This is a genomic window from Nocardioides sp. Z35_8, from assembly GCF_059621125.1.
Genome location: NZ_JCAQIE010000001.1, coordinates 2,013,993 through 2,030,852, shown reverse-complemented (window position 1 = coordinate 2,030,852; position 16,860 = coordinate 2,013,993). Strand labels below are relative to the sequence as shown.

Annotated in this window: 18 protein-coding genes; 9 read left to right on the top strand and 9 right to left on the bottom strand. The window is 74.1% G+C overall.

Annotated features, from left to right (window positions below):
• Positions 1-72: 72 nt before the first annotated feature.
• Positions 73-1,272, bottom strand: a complete 1,200-nt coding sequence (locus AC54T2_RS09745; protein WP_496666060.1) for a DUF808 domain-containing protein — start codon at positions 1,270-1,272, stop codon at positions 73-75.
• 111 nt (positions 1,273-1,383) lie between these two features.
• On the opposite strand from AC54T2_RS09745, the gene AC54T2_RS09740 reads away from it, so the two are divergent.
• Positions 1,384-1,974, top strand: coding sequence for a DUF4240 domain-containing protein (locus AC54T2_RS09740; protein WP_186341448.1), 591 nt, complete (start codon positions 1,384-1,386; stop codon positions 1,972-1,974).
• Positions 1,975-1,987: 13 nt separating this feature from the next.
• Here AC54T2_RS09740 and AC54T2_RS09735 read toward each other — a convergent pair whose 3' ends face one another.
• The gene (locus AC54T2_RS09735) at positions 1,988-2,485 is read right to left on the bottom strand and encodes a GNAT family N-acetyltransferase (RefSeq protein WP_206054523.1); all 498 of its coding nucleotides are present in this window, start codon (positions 2,483-2,485) and stop codon (positions 1,988-1,990) included.
• Between the two features lie 371 nt (positions 2,486-2,856).
• On the opposite strand from AC54T2_RS09735, the gene AC54T2_RS09730 reads away from it, so the two are divergent.
• The 3 genes from AC54T2_RS09730 to AC54T2_RS09720 all read left to right on the top strand — a co-directional run bounded on the left by AC54T2_RS09730 (position 2,857) and on the right by AC54T2_RS09720 (position 5,476).
• On the top strand, positions 2,857-4,275 hold the full coding sequence (locus AC54T2_RS09730; protein WP_496666059.1) for an HNH endonuclease: 1,419 nt from the start codon (positions 2,857-2,859) through the stop codon (positions 4,273-4,275).
• Between the two features lie 67 nt (positions 4,276-4,342).
• Positions 4,343-5,059 carry a nucleotidyltransferase domain-containing protein gene (locus tag AC54T2_RS09725; protein ID WP_496666058.1) on the top strand — a complete coding sequence of 239 codons (717 nt, stop codon included), beginning with the start codon at positions 4,343-4,345 and terminating at the stop codon, positions 5,057-5,059.
• A gap of 51 nt (positions 5,060-5,110) precedes the next feature.
• A complete protein-coding gene (locus AC54T2_RS09720; protein WP_186341445.1) occupies positions 5,111-5,476 on the top strand; it encodes a nuclear transport factor 2 family protein in 366 nt (121 codons plus the stop codon).
• Positions 5,477-5,551: 75 nt separating this feature from the next.
• Here the strand turns inward: AC54T2_RS09720 and AC54T2_RS09715 are convergent, their stop codons facing one another.
• The 4 genes from AC54T2_RS09715 to AC54T2_RS09700 form a co-directional block, all read right to left on the bottom strand.
• Positions 5,552-6,151: a hypothetical protein gene (locus AC54T2_RS09715; RefSeq protein ID WP_496666057.1), complete on the bottom strand. Its 600-nt coding sequence runs from the start codon at positions 6,149-6,151 to the stop codon at positions 5,552-5,554.
• Between the two features lie 96 nt (positions 6,152-6,247).
• Positions 6,248-7,279, bottom strand: coding sequence for an SIS domain-containing protein (locus AC54T2_RS09710; RefSeq protein ID WP_496666056.1), 1,032 nt, complete (start codon positions 7,277-7,279; stop codon positions 6,248-6,250).
• 10 nt (positions 7,280-7,289) lie between these two features.
• Entirely contained in the window at positions 7,290-7,466 is a 177-nt protein-coding gene (locus AC54T2_RS09705; RefSeq protein WP_186341442.1) for a Trm112 family protein, read from the bottom strand.
• 30 nt (positions 7,467-7,496) lie between these two features.
• Complete coding sequence (locus AC54T2_RS09700; protein ID WP_489975999.1) at positions 7,497-7,859, bottom strand: DUF3499 family protein; 363 nt, start codon at positions 7,857-7,859, stop codon at positions 7,497-7,499.
• Positions 7,860-7,908: 49 nt separating this feature from the next.
• On the opposite strand from AC54T2_RS09700, the gene AC54T2_RS09695 reads away from it, so the two are divergent.
• Positions 7,909-8,388: a metallopeptidase family protein gene (locus AC54T2_RS09695; RefSeq protein WP_241005345.1), complete on the top strand. Its 480-nt coding sequence runs from the start codon at positions 7,909-7,911 to the stop codon at positions 8,386-8,388.
• A gap of 22 nt (positions 8,389-8,410) precedes the next feature.
• Here AC54T2_RS09695 and AC54T2_RS09690 read toward each other — a convergent pair whose 3' ends face one another.
• From AC54T2_RS09690 to AC54T2_RS09680, 3 genes are all read right to left on the bottom strand, one after another.
• Positions 8,411-9,808, bottom strand: a complete 1,398-nt coding sequence (locus AC54T2_RS09690; protein ID WP_496666055.1) for a DUF5719 family protein — start codon at positions 9,806-9,808, stop codon at positions 8,411-8,413.
• A complete protein-coding gene (locus tag AC54T2_RS09685) occupies positions 9,801-12,701 on the bottom strand; it encodes a glycosyltransferase family 2 protein (RefSeq protein ID WP_186341439.1) in 2,901 nt (966 codons plus the stop codon). The genes AC54T2_RS09690 and AC54T2_RS09685 overlap by 8 nt, the downstream gene beginning before the upstream one ends.
• 123 nt (positions 12,702-12,824) lie before the next feature.
• Positions 12,825-13,082 carry a WhiB family transcriptional regulator gene (locus tag AC54T2_RS09680; protein ID WP_056605988.1) on the bottom strand — a complete coding sequence of 86 codons (258 nt, stop codon included), beginning with the start codon at positions 13,080-13,082 and terminating at the stop codon, positions 12,825-12,827.
• Positions 13,083-13,223: 141 nt separating this feature from the next.
• Here AC54T2_RS09680 and cofD point away from each other — a divergent pair, with 141 nt between their 5' ends.
• The 4 genes from cofD (at position 13,224) to AC54T2_RS09660 (ending at position 16,851) form a co-directional block, all read left to right on the top strand.
• Positions 13,224-14,273 (top strand): 2-phospho-L-lactate transferase, encoded by a 1,050-nt coding sequence (gene cofD / locus AC54T2_RS09675; protein WP_496666054.1) that lies wholly within the window; start codon positions 13,224-13,226, stop codon positions 14,271-14,273.
• On the top strand, positions 14,270-15,286 hold the full coding sequence (gene cofE / locus AC54T2_RS09670) for a coenzyme F420-0:L-glutamate ligase (RefSeq protein ID WP_489975994.1): 1,017 nt from the start codon (positions 14,270-14,272) through the stop codon (positions 15,284-15,286). The genes cofD and cofE overlap by 4 nt, the downstream gene beginning before the upstream one ends.
• A gap of 72 nt (positions 15,287-15,358) precedes the next feature.
• Complete coding sequence (locus AC54T2_RS09665; RefSeq protein WP_186341436.1) at positions 15,359-16,096, top strand: DUF3105 domain-containing protein; 738 nt, start codon at positions 15,359-15,361, stop codon at positions 16,094-16,096.
• A gap of 14 nt (positions 16,097-16,110) precedes the next feature.
• Entirely contained in the window at positions 16,111-16,851 is a 741-nt protein-coding gene (locus AC54T2_RS09660; protein WP_489975992.1) for a TIGR03089 family protein, read from the top strand.
• Positions 16,852-16,860: the final 9 nt, after the last annotated feature.

The window sequence follows — 16,860 nt, the reverse complement described above, 5'->3', positions numbered from 1 at the left end:
GGAGCCGTTCGCGCCGCACATCTGTGCGTCCTCGGGATCTCCCGCGCGGACCAGAAGAGAGTAGGACCGGCGTCAGGGATTCGGAGAATCCTCGGCGGGCGGCTCGACGGCGGTCGAACCGGCGGTCCTGCCGGGCTCGTCGCGGGCCGTCGTGCCGCTCTTCGCGCCGTGCTCGGCGCCGTGCTCGGCGCCGTCCGCGGTGCCGTCCGCGGTGTCGTCCGCGGTGCCGTCCGCGGTGCCGTGCTCGGCGTCGTGCTCGGCGCCGTGGCCGCCCCCGATGCCGACGGCGTGCAGGGCAGCCAGCACGATCGCGCCGACCACCAGGCCGACGACGCCGGACAGGACGGTGTTGAGCAGCCAGCCGAGGAGGCTCCCGAACGCGCCACCCACGGCGTCGTGGACGGCGACCTCCCAGTGGTGCACGAGGTCGTACGGCGCGTGCAGCACGTCGCCGAAGGTCGTGCCCTCGAGCAGCCCGTCGTGCCCGCCGATCTCGTAGAGGCTGACCAGGAAGATGTGGCCGCCGACCCACAACATCGCGAGCGTGCCGATGAGCGAGATCGCCGTGAGCAGGCGCGGCATGGCGGAGACGAGCGCCAGGCCGAGTCGCTGGGAGCCCTTCGACGGCTTCTCGGCGAGGTGCAGGCCGACGTCGTCCATCTTCACGATCAGCGCGACCACGCCGTAGACCAGCACCGTGATGAGCACGGCGACGACGGCCAGCACGATCGCCCGCATCCAGATGGACGCGTCGGGGTCGGAGCCGACGACCTCCTTGAGCGCGATCACCATGATCTCGGCGCTGAGGATGAAGTCGGTGCGGATCGCGCCGCTGATCGTCTTCGCCTCGTGCTCGGGGCTCAGCTCGCCCGTCGCGGTGAGCTCGTCCTCCGCAGCGGCCGCCACCGGCTCGTGGCCGCTGATCTTCTCCCACACCTTGTGCGCGCCCTCGTAGGCGAGGAAGCCACCGCCGAAGATGAGGATGACCGGCAGCAGCTCGGGAAGGAACTGCCCCAGCAGCACTGCGGCCGGCAGGATGAACAGCAGCTTGTTGCGCAGCGAGCCGATCGCGATCTTCTTGATGATCGGCAGCTCGCGCGCGGCGGGCGATCCGTGGAGGTACTGCGGGGTCACCGCGGTGTCGTCGACGACCACGCCGGCGGCCTTCATGCTCGCGCGGGCCGCGGCGGCGCCGACGTCGTCCACGCTCGCAGCGGCGATCCGTGCCAGGGCGGCGACGTCGTCGAGCAGGGCGAACAGTCCGCCGGCCATGGGTGATCCTTCGAGAGTGGGACGGGTGGTGCGTCGAGTGGATGCAGCCTATCGGCGGCGCGTACGCCGTTCGCTCCCCCGGGCTGCCGTAGTGCTGGCAGGATCCTCCCCATGTCTGCGGTCGACCGTCTGCGCGCGGTGGCGGTGGCGTGCCTGGTCGCGCTGTGCATCGGCGCGACGGCGGGCTGCTCGGGCGAACCCGTCCAGCCGGTCACCGCGGAGGCCTGGGTGCCGGGGGACGGTCCGCCGCCCTACTGCTCGCCGTCGACCGCAGCGGACGCCGACTTCTGGACCATCGTGCACGCCTCCTGCGTCATCGCGCAGGACGGTGACGTCGCCCAGGCCGAGGCCCTGCGCCACCTGCTCGACTCCTACGGCACGGGCCGGATCGAGCGCTTCCACCGGTCGTTGGTCCGGCTCAACCACGAGCTCGCGGTCGCCTCGGACGTGGCCGACGACCTGTGCGCACCGGGACTCGGCCTCGGCGACGACCTGGGCACCGACTACCGGAGCTGGGTGATCGCGCACGGGCAGTCGGCGTACGACGCGGTGCTGGCGGACCCCGACGTGCTCCGCGACTTCCCCGACGCCGAGCTCGGCTGCGGGCTCGGCGAGCCCTTCGGCGCGGCGGCCCTCGACCTCTACCTCGACCGGACCGGCCAGGGTCTCGACGAGGCCGGACTGCCGCTGCTGGCGGGCTGACGGCCACGCCCGGTCATCGTGCCTCCGACGGCGGTCGCCGGGTGTAGGTGAGGAGCTCGGCGTGGGGCGGGAGGGGGCCGCGGATGGGCTCGCCCGTCGGCTGCCACCCGTGCTTCTCCCAGAAGCGTCGCCCGCGCGCATTGCCGGCGTAGACGTGCAGGTGGGGGCGTTCGACGCCACGTGCTTCGAGGTGCTCGACCAGCTCGTCGTGCGCGAGCGTCGCCAGCCCGCTCCCCCACGTGTCCAGGGCGGTGCCGAAGTGCAGCACCTCCTCGTCCCTGACCGCGGCGAACCCCGCCACCCGCCCGCCGGCCTCGACGACGAAGCACTCGATGCCGGGGTCCGCCACCTCGTCCCGCCAGCGGGCCGCGATCACCTCGCGGGGAAACGGGTGGCGCTCCTGCGGGAACACCTCCGACAACCCCGCGACCGCCGCCGGCTCCTGGACGGCGACCACCGCGGGGATGTCCTGCTCGCGCATCTCGCGGAGGATGTGCAAGCGGTGGGCCATGTCGGGACAGTAGCCTCGCCGGATGGCGACACCGGTGCGTCCGACCCCGTCCGACACTGCCGACCACGCCTGGCTCATCGAGGAGCGGGAGCACGCGCGGCACGAGGTGGCCGAGCGATACGCCCGGTCCGGGGGCGACGGCCCTCCGGCCACGCGCCTGGATGCAGGCGTGGGCATGTGTCCGCAGGACCTCGTGGTCGAGAAGACCGCCCGCAGCGCCTACTTCCCTGGCTCCTCGGGACCTTCCCGGCCTCTTGGCGGCACGCGGCGACAGAGGCGCGAGATCCGCCTCGGGAACCGGGTCGAAGTTCCTGACCACTCACCGTCCACAGGCCTGTCCGCTGTCGGTGGCTCGCCGTAGAATCGAACACATGATCGAACTGCTGGCGAAGGCGGAGGCAGGTGGGGTCGACGACCTCACCGCCTCTGGCCTGCTCGCGCTCGCACGGGAGCAGAAGGCGACGGAGGAGCGGGCAGCCGCGGGGCTGCTCGTCACGGCGGCTCAGTGGGCGGACCTCCACCCGCCGGAGTCGATCCACCACGCGGCGACTTTCGCCGTGCCCGGCTGTGAGCACGAGGAGCCCATCGCGGGCGCCGGGACGCCGCTGGTGGCGGAGTTCTGCGTCGCCGAGCTCGGCGGCGTCCTCGGCATCTCGACGACTGCCGCGAAGAGACTCATCGGCCACGCCCTCGAGCTGCGCCACCGCCTCCCCCGGCTGTGGGCCCAGGTCCACGCCGGGCGGGTGCCGGCGTGGCGGGCCCGGGCGGTCGCCGAGGCCACGATCCACGCGACGCCGTCGCTGACGGTCGAGGCAGCTGCGTTCGTGGACGCCCAGGTCGCCGCCGTCGCCGGACGCATCGGGCCGGCGCAACTCGACCGCCTCGTCGCCGAGACCATCAAGCGATTCGACCTCGCCGTCCCCGACCCGGCCTCCGATCCGGAGGACGGCTACCTCTACGTCGACCCCCGCCACGCCACCCTCCACGACCAGGAGGTCCACTTCGCGGGCACGATGCGGTTCGAGGCCGAGCTCGACATGGCCGACGCCCTCGACCTCGACCGGGCACTGGCCCACGGCGCCGCCACGCTTGCTGCGCTCGGCTCGGTCGAGCCGCTCGACGCCAGACGGTCCGCGGCACTCGGTGACCTCGCGCGCACCCAGACGGCACTCGACCTGCACCACCAGGGCACCGCGACCACGCGCACCGCTGACGGACTGCCGGTCGCTCGGGAGGTGGTGCTGCACGCCCACTTCGACGCGACGTTCTCCGGTGACGCCACCGTCTTCGGTCCCACCGGGCGGCTCGAGGAGCGCCAGCGGCTCGTGCTGCTCGACCACATCCGCGACTGGTGCGCCGACTCGCGCACCAAGGTCACCATCAAGCCGGTCATCGACCTCAACACCCAGCTCCGCACCGACGCCTACAAGGTCCCCGACAGGCTGCGCGAGCAGGTCGTCCTGAGGGACCGCACGTGCGTGTTCCCGTGGTGCACCCGCCCCGCTAGGGGCTGCGACATCGACCACGTCATCCCCTACGACCACGACGCCGCCGCAGACGGAAGGCCGCAGCCCGGGTCCACCCAGACCGACAACCTGGCGACGTTGTGCCGGTCGCATCACCGCCTCAAGACCCACACCGCCTGGCACTACCAGACCACCGGCCCAGGGACGTACGAGTGGACCAGCCCCCACGGCCACCACTACCGCCGCGACCACACCGGCACCACCCGGATCGACGAGTCGGACCCACCCGGCCCACCCGGCATCCCACGCCCCCGCCGACCATGACCCCGCCCCGGCCCCCGTTGGAGACGAACAACGGGGTCAGAGTCCTGCCCTTGGGCATGATGGATACATGGAGCACCCCGCGGTGGCCGGACTGCTCGACGCCGTGTTGTCGGTGCGCTGGGTGACCGATGTCTGGCTGTCGGGATCACTCGCCTCGGGCGACCATCGGCCGGGGGTGAGCGACATCGACGTGGTGGCGGTGACGTCACGTCAGACCGCCCCTGGCGACGTCTCGACGATCCGCTCGATCCACGCACGGCTCGACGCGGGCGTGGCGCGTGGGGCGGCGCTGGGCTGCGCCTATGTCTTCCAGGACGTCCTCGACGACGTGCCGGCACGTCATCCCACGTGGACCCACGGCCGGATGGTTCGCCGGCACCTCTCACCGATCGCCCGCGCCGAGCTGCTCCAGCTCGGACGGCCGCTCGTCGGGCGCTCGCCCGCGGAGCTGCTGAGGCCGATGGACGCCGTCGAGGTCGCAGCCGCCGCGCGGGCCGAGCTCACCGGCTATTGGGCGTGGGCCGTGCGCCGCCCGTGGCTGTTCCTCCGTCCCTCGATGGCTGATCTCGCCCTGGTGAGCATGGCCCGCATCCGGCACGCCTCCGACACCGGCGAGCTGATCAGCAAGTCCGACGCGATCCCCGCGATCCGAGCGCCAGCCTCCGTCGTCGCGGAGGTGAGGCGACGACGCGAGGCCCCCGGCCGTCCGGCGCCCCTCCATGCCGGTCAGGGCCGCCACGCTTGGATCGACGCCCGGCGGACCGTGTCCGAGCTGGGCTGGTGACGCGGTGAGTCGCGCCAGCCGATGTCAGACCCCCACGCCAGACTGCGCCCCATGGACGCCCGCGCACTGCTCAGCCGACTCGCCGAGGTGATCGACGCCCACGACTGGGACGGCTTGCCCGCCCTGCTGCGCGACGACTTCACCTGCCGCTACGTGCACACGGGCGAGGTCTTCGACCGAGACGGGTGGGTGCGGCTCAACGCCGACTACCCCGGATTCGAGCGGATGTGCGTGGAGGACCTCGTCGCCGACGGCGACCGCGGGGCGCTGCGGGCTCGCGTGACGTCGACGGACGACGCGGGTGAGCGCCTCGGGTTCGCCGTGGCCAGCTTCGCGACCGTGCGCGACGGGCTGCTCCACGAGCTCGTCGAGGTCTGGACCGACGTCGACCAGCAGCCACCCGCCGGGACCCGCTGAGCGCGGCGGAGCCCCGGGCCGACCCGCGCACGGCGGTCGGCCCGGGGCTCCGGAGGCGAGGGCTCGAGCCCTGGGTCACCGCATGTTCTTGGCGGCGACCTTCGCGAGCTTCTTCATCGTGGAGGCGTCGATCGGTGCGTCGTCGGCCACGACGATGCTGGCGATGCGCTTGCCGTCGCGGATCAGCACGCTCGCGGAGTGGGTGGTGAAGGTGGAGATGGCGGTCTCCTGCACGATCGACAGGGACTCCTGGCCGAGCTTGGAGCCCTTGGTCGGCCGCACGGTGACGGTCGCGCCGCTGGCGGGATCGGTGTAGCTGGCGCACTGCTTGACGTACGACGTGAAGGCCTTGAAGTAGGTCTTGGCCAGGCCGCTGGACTTCACCTCCGCGACGCCGGCCACGACGATCGGGTCGCCCGCGCCGGAGAGGCCGGCGATGCTGACCGCGGAGGTGGCCTTCTTCTGCGTGTTGGCGCCGCAGGTGCCGTCCGGCACGGCGATCTTCTTGGTCCGCTCGGTCTTGAACTCGCCGTCCGTCAGCTCGGGGAAGAGCTTCACGATGTCGGCCTTGCCCAGTGCGTCCTTGGGGCCGACGGCAGCCTGCGCGGCGGGCGTCGACACCAGGAGCAGGGCGGTGGCGAGACCACCGGCGAGGGACAGGGACGTGCGGTTCATGGATGCTCCTGCAGGCAGAGGAAGTGCTGACCGCCCTGTCCTGCCCGGCGCCGCCCGGCTCAAACCTCCCGGCCGCGAGCGTCCCGCGGGTCGGGCTCAGTCGTCGACGAGGCCGATGCGGAGGTACTCGGCGGCGTAGGTGCCGCCGAGCAGGAGTGAGGCGTAGCGCGCCACCTCGGCGTCCGCGTCGGTCTCGAGGGACTCCACGCGTACGCCGTGGCGCGCGGCGGCGGCCCTCAGCTCGCCGGCCTGCTGGCGCACGGCCGGGTCGTCGGAGCGGTCGTCGAGGACGAGCAGCAGCGGCCGGATCTCGCCGGGGTCGTCGGCGAACGGGTCGGCGAACAGGTCGCGGGACTTGGTGGCCTCGATGACGGGCAGCAGGTGCTCGGCGTCGCCGGCGATCGCGGACCGACCGCTCGTGCGGCGCAGCAGCTCGGCGAGCCGGCGGGCCGCCCGCGCGGCCAGGACCGAGCCGCCCCACACGAGCGGGTTGGTGTCGGCCATCGCGATGGCCAGCATCTTGGCCGGGTTGACCGCGAGGTCGCGGTGCGGCGAGCAGCTCTCCGCGACCTGGTCGAGCGAGGCGGCGACGGACTCGGCGTCCGCCCTCGGTCCGAGACGCACCTGGGCGAGGTAGTCGAGCACCACCACGGCCGTCGCGAGCTGGTCGCCCGTCACGGTCGGCAGCACCGTCACGTGCCGCCCCGCCGCGTGCTCGCCCACCAGCGAACGCTCGGGGCAGGCCACCACGACCTGCGCCCCGCGGCGCACGGCCTCGGCGACCGCCGACGCGGACCCGGCGTCGTTGCCCTCGGGCGCCAGCATGACGACGAGGTCGAGCGAGCCCGCCCAGCCGGGCAGGCCCGGGTTGGGCCAGGCCACGAACGGCACCGGGCACCACGGCTCGAGCACCGCGCGCAACAGGCGCGAGTCGGGCCCGGCGGCGATCACCGCGCGCGGACGGGCCTCGTCACGACCCCGGGCGATGGCCTCGGCGGTCGCCGCGGCCGACTCGTGGGCCTCGCGCCGCACGCGGGCACCGCTCTCGGCGAGGGTGCGCAGGCGCAGGTCTACGGTGTCGAGCACGCGGGGGTCGTCCAGCCGGGACTCGTCGAACCAGGTCGCCACAGCCAGCTCCTCAGACGGGCTTGCGGGCCTCGTCGACCAGCAGCACCGGGATGTCGTCGCGGACCGGGTAGGCGTTGCCGCACCCCTGGCACACGAGCTCCTCGGCACCGCCGGACGCGTCCGGCGACAGCTCGCCGTGGCAGGCCGGGCAGACGATGATGCTCAGCAGCTGCTCGTCGATGTTCACGCCGATGATCCTAGGGGGTGCCGGGCGCCGTCAGTCAGTGGAGGTGAGCACCCGCAGGTGCCCCCGCTTGGCGCCGCGGGACGGGTCGTCGGTGGAGTGCAGCGGCGCCGGGGCCGGGGCCGGCCGGGCCGCCTCGCGCACGGCGTCGGCCAGCGCGAGGAGGTCGTCGCTGCTCGGCCCCTGCGCCGCGGGGTCGCCCGCGAGCCGCAGCACCTCCCAGCCGCGCGGGGCGGACAGCCGCTCGCTGTGCAGCTCGCAGAGGTCGTAGGCGTGCGGCTCGGCGTACGTCGCCAGCGGGCCGAGGACGGCCGTCTGGTCGGCGTAGACATAGGTCAGCGTGTTGACCGCAGAACGGCCACACGCCGTCCGCGAACAACGACGGGCAAGGCTCACGGCCCTGACGCTACCCGCCGCACCCACGTGCGGCGCTTAGGCTCGCGGCGTGGACATCGGGGTGGGCAGCGAGGCACGCGGACCGGACAGTGGACCGGAGGGCGGCGAGACCCGCGCGCGCCGCACCCGTGACCGGCGCGGGCGCGGCATGCGCGGCCCGGGCGTGGCGCCCGCCCGGCCCGGCACGCCGGCGCTGCGCACCGCTCGGCAGCGCTTCGACCAGCTCGTGCTCGACGTGGTGACCCCCCTCGACGAGCGGTGGCACCGCCACCTCGGGCTGGTGGAGTACGCCGTCGAGGACGCGCCCATGCTTCCCGACGACTGGGGCGACGAGACGGTGCCGCTGTCGTCGCTGGTGCGCGGCAAGGGCCAGGACCCCACCCGGCTGGTGATCTTCCGGCGCCCGATCGAGCACCGCTCGAGCAGTCGCGACGAGCTCGAGGCGATGGTGCACACCGTCGTCGTCGAGCAGATCGCCGAGCTGCTCAACCTCACGCCCGGGCAGGTCGACGAGAGGTACGCCGACTGAGGCTCGTGGGCAGGAGTCCCGGCTAGCGCTGGGCCGGACGCACGTCGGGCACCTGGCTGGTGGTGTCGAGCTGCGGCAGGGGCAGCACCGACAGGCCGCGGTCGTCCACCTCGACCGACACCACCGCGCTGGTGCGCTCGACGCTCAGCAGGGCCAGCACCGCGTCGTCGGGCACCTTGATCCGCGCCGCGGTCGCCGGGTCGAGCTCGACGCGGCGCTCGCGGACCACGGCGGTCCCGTCCTCGTCCCATGCCCGCAGCGTGACCAGGCCGGGCGCGGTCGCGCCCGTGACGACGAAGCGCTTGGCCCCGGCGGGGAGCGCGACGGCCGCGTCGCCGTCGATCGCGGAGCCGGCAGCGGCGAGCGCGAGGTCGCCCGCCGTGCGGGTGCGCAGCGAGGCGGTGACCGGACCGGTCGCCTCCAGCCGAAGCGCCTGCACGCCCTGCAGCAGGCGCCCACGCAGGACGCCGGTGAGGTCGACCTCGGTGACCGTCGCGGGCGCGAGGGTCACCTCGTCCACGCCCTCGGGCGCGAACTCGCTCTCCTCGCTGACCAGCTCCAGGGCGACCCGGACCTCGCTGTCGCCGGGGTTGGCCAGGGTCAGGAGGCGGTCGGCGCGCGACGTGCCCACCCCCGCGACGTAGGACGTCGCGGCGGGCTCGGCCTGCGACGGCAGCCACTCGCGCAGCGGGCGGGCGCGACCCACCGGGTCGACGACGTCGACGACGCTCGACGCGAGCCGGCCGCGGGTGACGACCACCCGCAGGGCGAGGGCGTCGCGGTTGGGCACGACCTTCGCGAGGTCGAAGGAGGTGGACCGGCCGCCGGGGACGCGCACGCCCCGCAGCGCCGGGACGTCGACCTGCCCGCTGCCGTCCCAGACGGTGACGTCGGCGACGGCCGGGCCGCGGTCGGGGTTGATCAGGGTGAGCGTCGAGGTGTGCTCCGCCGATGCGCCGACGCCGGTGAACCACCGCTCGGGTGCCGGCTGGTCGCAGTCGGTGGCCGAGCCGCCCCCGGAGCGGGACGCGACGAGGCCCTCGGCCAGCTCGCCGGTGCCGTTGACGACGACGTAGCGCCGCTCCTCGCGGGCCGCGACCCCGTCGGTCACGGGCTGGGTCACCTCGCGGCGACCGACTCGCAGCGCCAGGTCGCCCGAGGCCAGCCCGGTGCTGCCGAAGCGCACCTCGTCGGCGCCGGGCAGCCGGGCGGGACAGACCGTCGTGACCCGGTCGAGCGGCGCGTCGGTCGGTGCGTGGGACGCCTGCGGCTCGGCGGCCGGCCGCACCAGGGCGAGCGCGGCGACGGTCAGCAGCGGGATCACCACGGCCAGGATCGTCAGTGGCGAGGGCCGGCGGCTCGTGGTCTCGGCCGCCCTGCGGCGGCCCCCGCCGGGGGTGGGTGCGGTGGGCTCAGGCATCGCGGTCCCCCTGCCGTCGCGTCCGGACGGTCGGGGCGGCGAGCACGAGCGCGAGCACGATGGCGGCGCCCTGCACCACCAGCAGCACGGTGCGCCACCACGGGCTCGGCCCGTCCACCGAGTCGGGGTCGAGGGGCCGGTCCACGCGCCAGGCGCGGGTGGCGCGGTCCTCGGCGCTGGCCTGCTCGAGGCCGGCGGTGGCGTCGAGGAGCGAGGAGATCCGGCCGTCGGCGGGCGAGCTCAGCACGACGTACTCGATGCCGCGGGCACCGAGGTCGGCCACGACGGCGGGCGTCGGCGCGGAGACCAGCGCCTGCACGTCGCTGGTCAGGCCGGGGTCCTCGTCGGCCAGGGTGAGGATCTCGTCCTCGCCGACGGTGGTGCCGTCGTCGCGCCGGATGCGGTAGGCGACCCCGTCCTCGACCGAGCCGTCGATGACCAGCACGCCGTGCTCGTCGCCGAGCAGCGAGCTCTGCTCCATGTAGACCGGCACGGTCTGCTCGCTGTCGTGCGAGAGCACCTCCTCGTCGGCCGACGTGGTCAGCCACCAGCCCAGCCCGCCGAGCGGCACGACCGCGGCGGCGATGGCCAGCGCCGTCGCCACACCGCGCTGCCACCACGGGTGGTGGTCGGTGAGCCGGCGCAGGTAGGCGTCGGCGCCGAGCACGACCGCCACGACCGCCGTGCCCTGCAGGATCACCACGAACAGGCCCAGGGTGGGCCGCGTGGTGACCGCGGGCAGGTCGAGGGTCACGTGCGACAGCAGGCCGGAGACGACCGCCGCGGCGAGCGCCACCAGCCAGCACAGGAGCACCGCCACCCGCGTCCGCCGCGGGACCAGGGCGACGACCGCCAGCAGGGCGAGCACCACGCCGAGCCACCAAGGGGCGCCGAGGTCGTTGAGCCGGCCGGTGACGAGGCCGCCGAAGGTGACCTGGTCGACCGTGAGTCGACCGGCCTCGAGCAGCAGCCCGGACGCCGAGCCCGTCGTCAGCAGCGGCACCAGCCAGGGGGCGAGCAGCACCGGGGTCGCGGCCACGGCGACCACCGGCGGGCCCCAGCTGTCGCGCTCGCGCAGCAGCCGCGGGGCGATGACGGCCGCCGCGCCCAGGACGACGGCGGTGGCGAGCAGGGCGAAGAGCCAGAGGCCCGGGACGAACGCCGCGCCGAGGGCCAGCAGCAGCGCCGTGCGCCACGCGGCTCGCCAGCGCCGGTCGCGGTCGGGGTCGACGAAGCCGAGGGCGGCGTGGGCGGTCCACGGCAGCAGCGCGGCGACCGCGACGATGCCGAACCGGCCCTCGGCCCACGCCCCCGACGTGACCGGGACGAGTGCGTAGGTCAGCGCGCCCCACACCACGAGCCAGCGCGGCAGGCCCAGCGGGTCGACGAGCCGGCCGACGACCTTGAGCAGGCGCCACGCGCCCCAGGCCGCGAACGGCACCGCCAGCAGCATGAGCGCGGACACCACGGCGCTGGTGCTGCCCAGGAGGACGGTGGCGCCCAGCGCGAACGGCAGCACGTAGGCCGGCGCGGGTACGTCGGTGCCGGTGCCGAGCGGGTGCCAGCTCGACACGTGCAGCCGCCACCAGTCGGCGGCGGCCTCGGGCACCGGCGAGAGCGCGCCCCCGGTGATCGACCCGAACGCCTCGCGCCCGGCGACCAGCGCGAGGACCGCGAAGAGGGCCAGCACGACCGCGACGGGGTTGGTGAAGAACCGCGCCACGATGCCCGTGTCGGTGAGGAAGGCGTCCTCGTCGTCCTCGACCGGGCCGCGACGCTCGATGCGCGAGCCCGCGGCCGGGGACGACTCGGTCGCCTTGGCGAGCCGGCGCCGCTCGGCGACGTCGACGGCCTGGCTCGTGGCCGCGGAGGCGAGGTCGGTGACGAAGTCGAGGCCGTGCCGGTAGGGCAGCCACCACGGCGCCAGCAGGCGGCGTACGTCGGCGGCCTCGCCCTGCCGTGCCCGGGCCCGCTCGCGCCGGGCGGCGAGGAGCTGCCCGAGACGCCCGTGCACGGACAGCGTCGCCGCCAGCTCGTCGAGGGCCTCCCCCACCGAGCGCACGGCGAGGAACCCCAGCACCCGCAGCAGCGAGCCGAGGAAGAGCCGGACGTACTGCCAGGCGAAGCCGCGCGTGGACACGTTGGCCAGCGACGTGAAGAGGGCGGCGCGACGCTCCTGGTAGTGGGTGTGGCGCCCGGTGAGCGGCGTGCGCCGGATGCCGCGGTGGGCGGCCTCGGCGTGGAACACGACCGCCTGCGGCACCACGAGGGCATGGTGGCCCGCGAGCGCGGCCCGCCAGCCGAAGTCGATGTCGTTGCCGAAGATCGGCAGCTCCTCGTCGAGCCCGCCGAGCGACTCGAGCACGCGGCGACGCACCAGCATGCCGGCGGTGTTGACCGCGAGCACCTCGCGCACCGCGTCGTGCTGGCCCTGGTCGTACTCGCCGCGCTCGAGGCCCGTCTCGCGCCGGCCGGTGCCGGTGATGGTGAGGCCGACCTCCAGGAGCCGGCGCAGCGAGGGCCACTCGCGAAGCTTGGGCCCGAGGATCGCCACGTCGGGGTGCTCCGCGGCGGCAGCGAGCAGCTCGGCGAGGGCCGTCGGGGCGGGGTTGGCGTCGTCGTGGAGCAGCCAGACCCACTCGTCGTCGTCGGCCGCGGGCGCCAGCTCGAGGCCGTGTCGCACGGCGGCGGGATAGCTCGTCGAGCCGGGCACCACGTCGAGGACGACCCGCTCGCCGAGGGCGGCGCGGACGAGGTCGGCGCTCTCGTCGCGGCTGGTGGTGTCGACGGCCACGACGCGGTCGACCGGGTGGGTCTGCCCGGTCAGGCCGGAGAGGACTGCTGGGAGCCAACGCGCCCCGTCATGACTGACGAGAAGCGCAGTGACGGTCACCGCAGCACCCTAGCGAGGGGCTCGGCGCTCCATGAAACCGTCGGGGCGGTGCCGGTGGTGGGGCCGGTGGTGGGGCCGGTGGTGGTGCTGGGGACGGGCCGGCGGGGGGTCCGGCCGCGGCCCTCAGACCGCGCGCTTCTTGAGCTTGCGGCGCTCCCGCTCGGAGAGGCCGCCCCAGATGCCGAAGCGCTCGTCGTTCATCAATGCGTACTCGAGGCAGTCGTCGCGGACCTCGCACGTCAGGCAGACCTTCTTGGCCTCCCGCGTGGAGCCGCCCTTCTCGGGGAAGAACGCCTCGGGATCCGTCTGCGCGCAGAGCGCGCGGTCCTGCCACCCGAACTCCTCGCCCTCGGGCTCGAGGAGAAACAGTTCTGCTCTCATGGCTGACGCCCTTTCGACCCTGTTTTCAGAACTGACCGACACCGGTTCACTGAACGACACTACTGGAATTACATGCCTGTCGTACCCACGTAGTCAAGCCCGGATCTGATATGGCCGTTCCGCTTCCGGCAGGCTGCTCCTATGTCATCATCCGCAGCCACGCTCCGTCGTATCACCGTCCTGTCCGGCGGTGTCGGCGGGGCTCGCTTCCTCCAAGGACTCCTCCACGGCCTCCGCACGGGCACCGTCCCGGGCGGCTCCGGCGACACCGAGGTCACGATCGTGACCAACACCGCCGACGACTGGTGGATCCACGGGCTCAAGGTCTGCCCCGACCTCGACACCGTGATGTACACGCTCGGCGAGGGCATCGACGTCGAGCGCGGATGGGGTCGCCGCGACGAGACCTGGAGCGCCAGGACCGAGCTGGAGGCCTACGGCGTCGAGCCGACGTGGTTCGGCCTGGGCGACCGCGACATCGCGACCCACCTGGTCCGCACGCAGATGCTCGAGGCCGGGTACACGCTCTCGCAGGTCACCGAGGCGCTGTGCCGCCGCTGGATCACGCCGCTCCACGGTGACCGCGTGCGGCTGCTCCCGATGTCGGACGACCGCGTGGAGACGCACGTGGCCGTGGCCGACCCCGAGAGCCCGAGCGGGCGGCGGGTCGTGCACTTCCAGGAGTACTGGGTGCGGCTGCACGCCGCCGTGCCCGCCGAGGCGGTCGTGGTGGTCGGGCAGGACGCCGCCACGCCCGCACCCGGCGTCCTCGACGCGATCGCCGGGGCCGACCTCGTCGTGCTCCCGCCCTCCAACCCGGTCGTCTCGGTCGGCACGATCCTCGGGGTCCCGGGCATCCGCGACGCGCTGCGCGCCACGCCCGCCCCGGTGGTCGGGATCTCCCCCATCGTCGGCTCCGCGCCGGTGCGCGGCATGGCGGCGCAGATGCTCGCCGGCATCGGTGTCGAGGTGAGCGCGGGTGCCGTCGGCGCCCACTACGGCGCGCGCCGCGACGGCGGGGTGCTCGACGGGTGGCTCGTCGACGAGCGCGACGCCGACCAGGTGGCCGGCCTCGAGCGGGCCGGGATCGCCGCGGCGGCCGTCCCCCTCATGATGACCGACCACGACGCCACCGCGGCGATGGCCGCCGCTGCCGTCTCGCTCGTCACCGCCGACGCGGGATCGCGGTGAACCACCTGGAGGTGTGGGCCCCCGACGGGATCCCCGAGGTCTCGGCGGGCGACGACCTCGCGGCGCTGGTGCTGGACGCGCTCGACCGGGCCGGACCGGACGCCGCCCTGGGCGACGGGGACGTCGTGTGCGTGACGAGCAAGGTGGTGAGCAAGGCCGAGGGCCGCACCCGGGTGGGCGAGCGGGACGCCGCCGTCGAGGAGGAGACCGTGCGCGTCGTCGCGCGCCGGGGTCCGGTGCGGATCGTGCGCAACCGCCTCGGCCTCACCATGGCCGCGGCCGGGGTCGACGCCTCCAACGTCACGGCCGGCTCGGTCGTGCTCCTCCCCCTCGACCCCGACGCCTCCGCGCGGTCGTTGCGCCGGGAGCTGCTCCGGCGCACCGGGACCAACGTGGCGGTCGTCGTCACCGACACGTCCGGTCGGGCGTGGCGCGAGGGGCAGACCGACATCGCGATCGGTGCCGCCGGCCTCCTGGTCGCCGAGGACTTCGCCGGCCGCACCGACCCCCACGGCAACCCCCTCGCGGTGACGCTGCCCGCGGTGGCCGACGAGATCGCCGGGGCCGCCGAGCTCGCGCAGGGCAAGCTGGCCGGCCGCCCGGTCGCGGTCGTACGGGGCCGTGCCGACCTCGTCCTGCCGCCCGGCGAGGACGGCCCCGGCGCCGTGTCACTCGTGCGCCCCGATGGGGGCGACCTCTTCGGCTGGGGCGCCCGGGAGGCCGTCGTACGCGCGCTGGCCGGCGACGAGTCCGACCGCGCGCCGTTCGGGGCGCCCGCGCCGCCGGAGGAGGTGCACGAGGCGCTGAGCCGCGTCGTCGGTGCCGGTCGAGCGCTGTCGTCGGCCCTGATGCTGCGCTTCGACGACGACCCCGGTCGCGTCGAGCTGCACCTGCCCGCGGGCTCGGACCGAGGCGCGGTCGCCGCTGTGTGCTTCGCCCACGGCTGGCGGATCGCCGGCTGGGAGACCACCGGAAGTCGCGTCGTGTGCCACCTGTCACCCGCGACTACGTAGACTCTGCCCGCGCAGGCGCAACCAGCGCGGCGAGCACCACCCCCAGCAGTCGACCGAGAGACACCGAGCACCGTGGCCAAGCAGGCAAAGACCGACCGTCAGGCGGTCATCGACTCCATCCGATCACAGCAGTCCAAGCGCGAGAACCGCCGCGGCCTGGCCATCGTGGGCGTGTGCGTCCTCGTCGCCGTCGTGATCGTGGGCGCCGCGGCGTTCAAGCCCGTCAAGGACTGGTGGGACCTGCGTGCCTACGCCTCCGCCTCGCTCGGCGAGATCGGCGCGAAGGCGTCGGTGTGCCAGGACGTCACGACCAAGTCGGCCGAGGGCAACCAGGACCACGTCGAGATCGGCACGCCGATGACCTATCCCGACGCGCCGCCGGCCTTCGGCCAGCACTGGAACGTGTGGGACAGCATGGACCGCAAGCTCTACACGAAGTCCGACCGCCCGGAGCTCGGCGAGCTGGTGCACAACCTCGAGCACGGCTACACGATCCTCTGGTACGACGAGACGATCGCCGACGACTCCGAGCAGATGGACCACCTGCGCGGCATCGCCTCGAAGCTCCAGGGCACCGACAACCTGCGCGACAAGTTCAAGGCCGTGCCGTGGACCTCCGAGGACGGCAAGGCCTTCCCCAAGGGTCAGCACGTCGCCCTCACCCACTGGTCGCTCGGCGGCGTCGGCGAGACCGACCCCACCAAGCAGGTCGGCGTGTGGCAGTACTGCTCCGAGGTCAGCGGGCCTGCGCTGGAGACGTTCATGCAGGACTACCCCTACATGGACTCCCCGGAGCCCAACGCCGTCTGAGGCGTCCGGCGCCGATGGTCCCTCCCGCCACGTTCAGCGAGGTGCTCGCGGCGCAGCTGCGACGCGAGCCCGGCCGCCCGCTGGTGACGTTCTACGACCACGCGAGCGACGAGCGCGTCGAGCTGTCGGTCACGACGTACGCCAACTGGGTGGCCAAGGCGTCCGGCCTGCTGAGCGACGTCGCCGACCTGGAGCGTGGCATGTCGCTGCGCATCGACCTGCCTCCACACTGGCTCTCGCCGGTCTTCCTGGGCGCCGCCTGGACGCTCGGGCTGCGGGTCACCACGTCCGACGCGCCGGACGCCGTGGTGTGCGGCCCCGACGGCCTGGATCGGTGGGCGCCGCGGGCTGCGACCGTGCCGGTGCTCGCCTGCAGCCTGCGCCCGCTGGGCGTCCGCTTCGCCGAGCCGCTGCCGGCCGGGGTGCTCGACGTGGGGGTGGAGATCTGGTCGCAGCCCGACGGCTTCACGGCGTGGGACCCGCCCACCGGCGACGACCCGGCCACCGACGACCTGTCCCAGCGTGAGCTGTTCGGGCCGCGCGCGGTCCGCCCGGACGACCTGACGGCCGCCGTCGGGAGCGTGCTCACCGACGGCGGCCGTCTTCTCTCGGTGGCCGACCCGGCTTCCCCACCAGGAATGGCCACCTTCACCGAGCCCCTCGCACGAGGCGGCTCGCTGGTCCTCGTCCGCAACCCCGACCCGGCTCGCCTCGACGGCGTCTACGACGCCGAACGGGCGACGGCGCGGGTCTGAGGACGCGGC

Coding starts and splice junctions, on each gene's coding strand:
- AC54T2_RS09680 (WP_056605988.1), bottom strand. CDS start 13,082: ATGAGAGCAGAACTGTTTCTCCTCGAGCCCGAGGGCGAGGAGTTCGGG.
- AC54T2_RS09725 (WP_496666058.1), top strand. CDS start 4,343: ATGGAGCACCCCGCGGTGGCCGGACTGCTCGACGCCGTGTTGTCGGTG.
- AC54T2_RS09745 (WP_496666060.1), bottom strand. CDS start 1,272: ATGGCCGGCGGACTGTTCGCCCTGCTCGACGACGTCGCCGCCCTGGCA.
- AC54T2_RS09720 (WP_186341445.1), top strand. CDS start 5,111: ATGGACGCCCGCGCACTGCTCAGCCGACTCGCCGAGGTGATCGACGCC.
- AC54T2_RS09660 (WP_489975992.1), top strand. CDS start 16,111: ATGGTCCCTCCCGCCACGTTCAGCGAGGTGCTCGCGGCGCAGCTGCGA.
- AC54T2_RS09715 (WP_496666057.1), bottom strand. CDS start 6,151: ATGAACCGCACGTCCCTGTCCCTCGCCGGTGGTCTCGCCACCGCCCTG.
- AC54T2_RS09730 (WP_496666059.1), top strand. CDS start 2,857: ATGATCGAACTGCTGGCGAAGGCGGAGGCAGGTGGGGTCGACGACCTC.
- AC54T2_RS09735 (WP_206054523.1), bottom strand. CDS start 2,485: ATGGCCCACCGCTTGCACATCCTCCGCGAGATGCGCGAGCAGGACATC.
- AC54T2_RS09690 (WP_496666055.1), bottom strand. CDS start 9,808: ATGCCTGAGCCCACCGCACCCACCCCCGGCGGGGGCCGCCGCAGGGCG.
- AC54T2_RS09740 (WP_186341448.1), top strand. CDS start 1,384: ATGTCTGCGGTCGACCGTCTGCGCGCGGTGGCGGTGGCGTGCCTGGTC.
- cofD (WP_496666054.1), top strand. CDS start 13,224: ATGTCATCATCCGCAGCCACGCTCCGTCGTATCACCGTCCTGTCCGGC.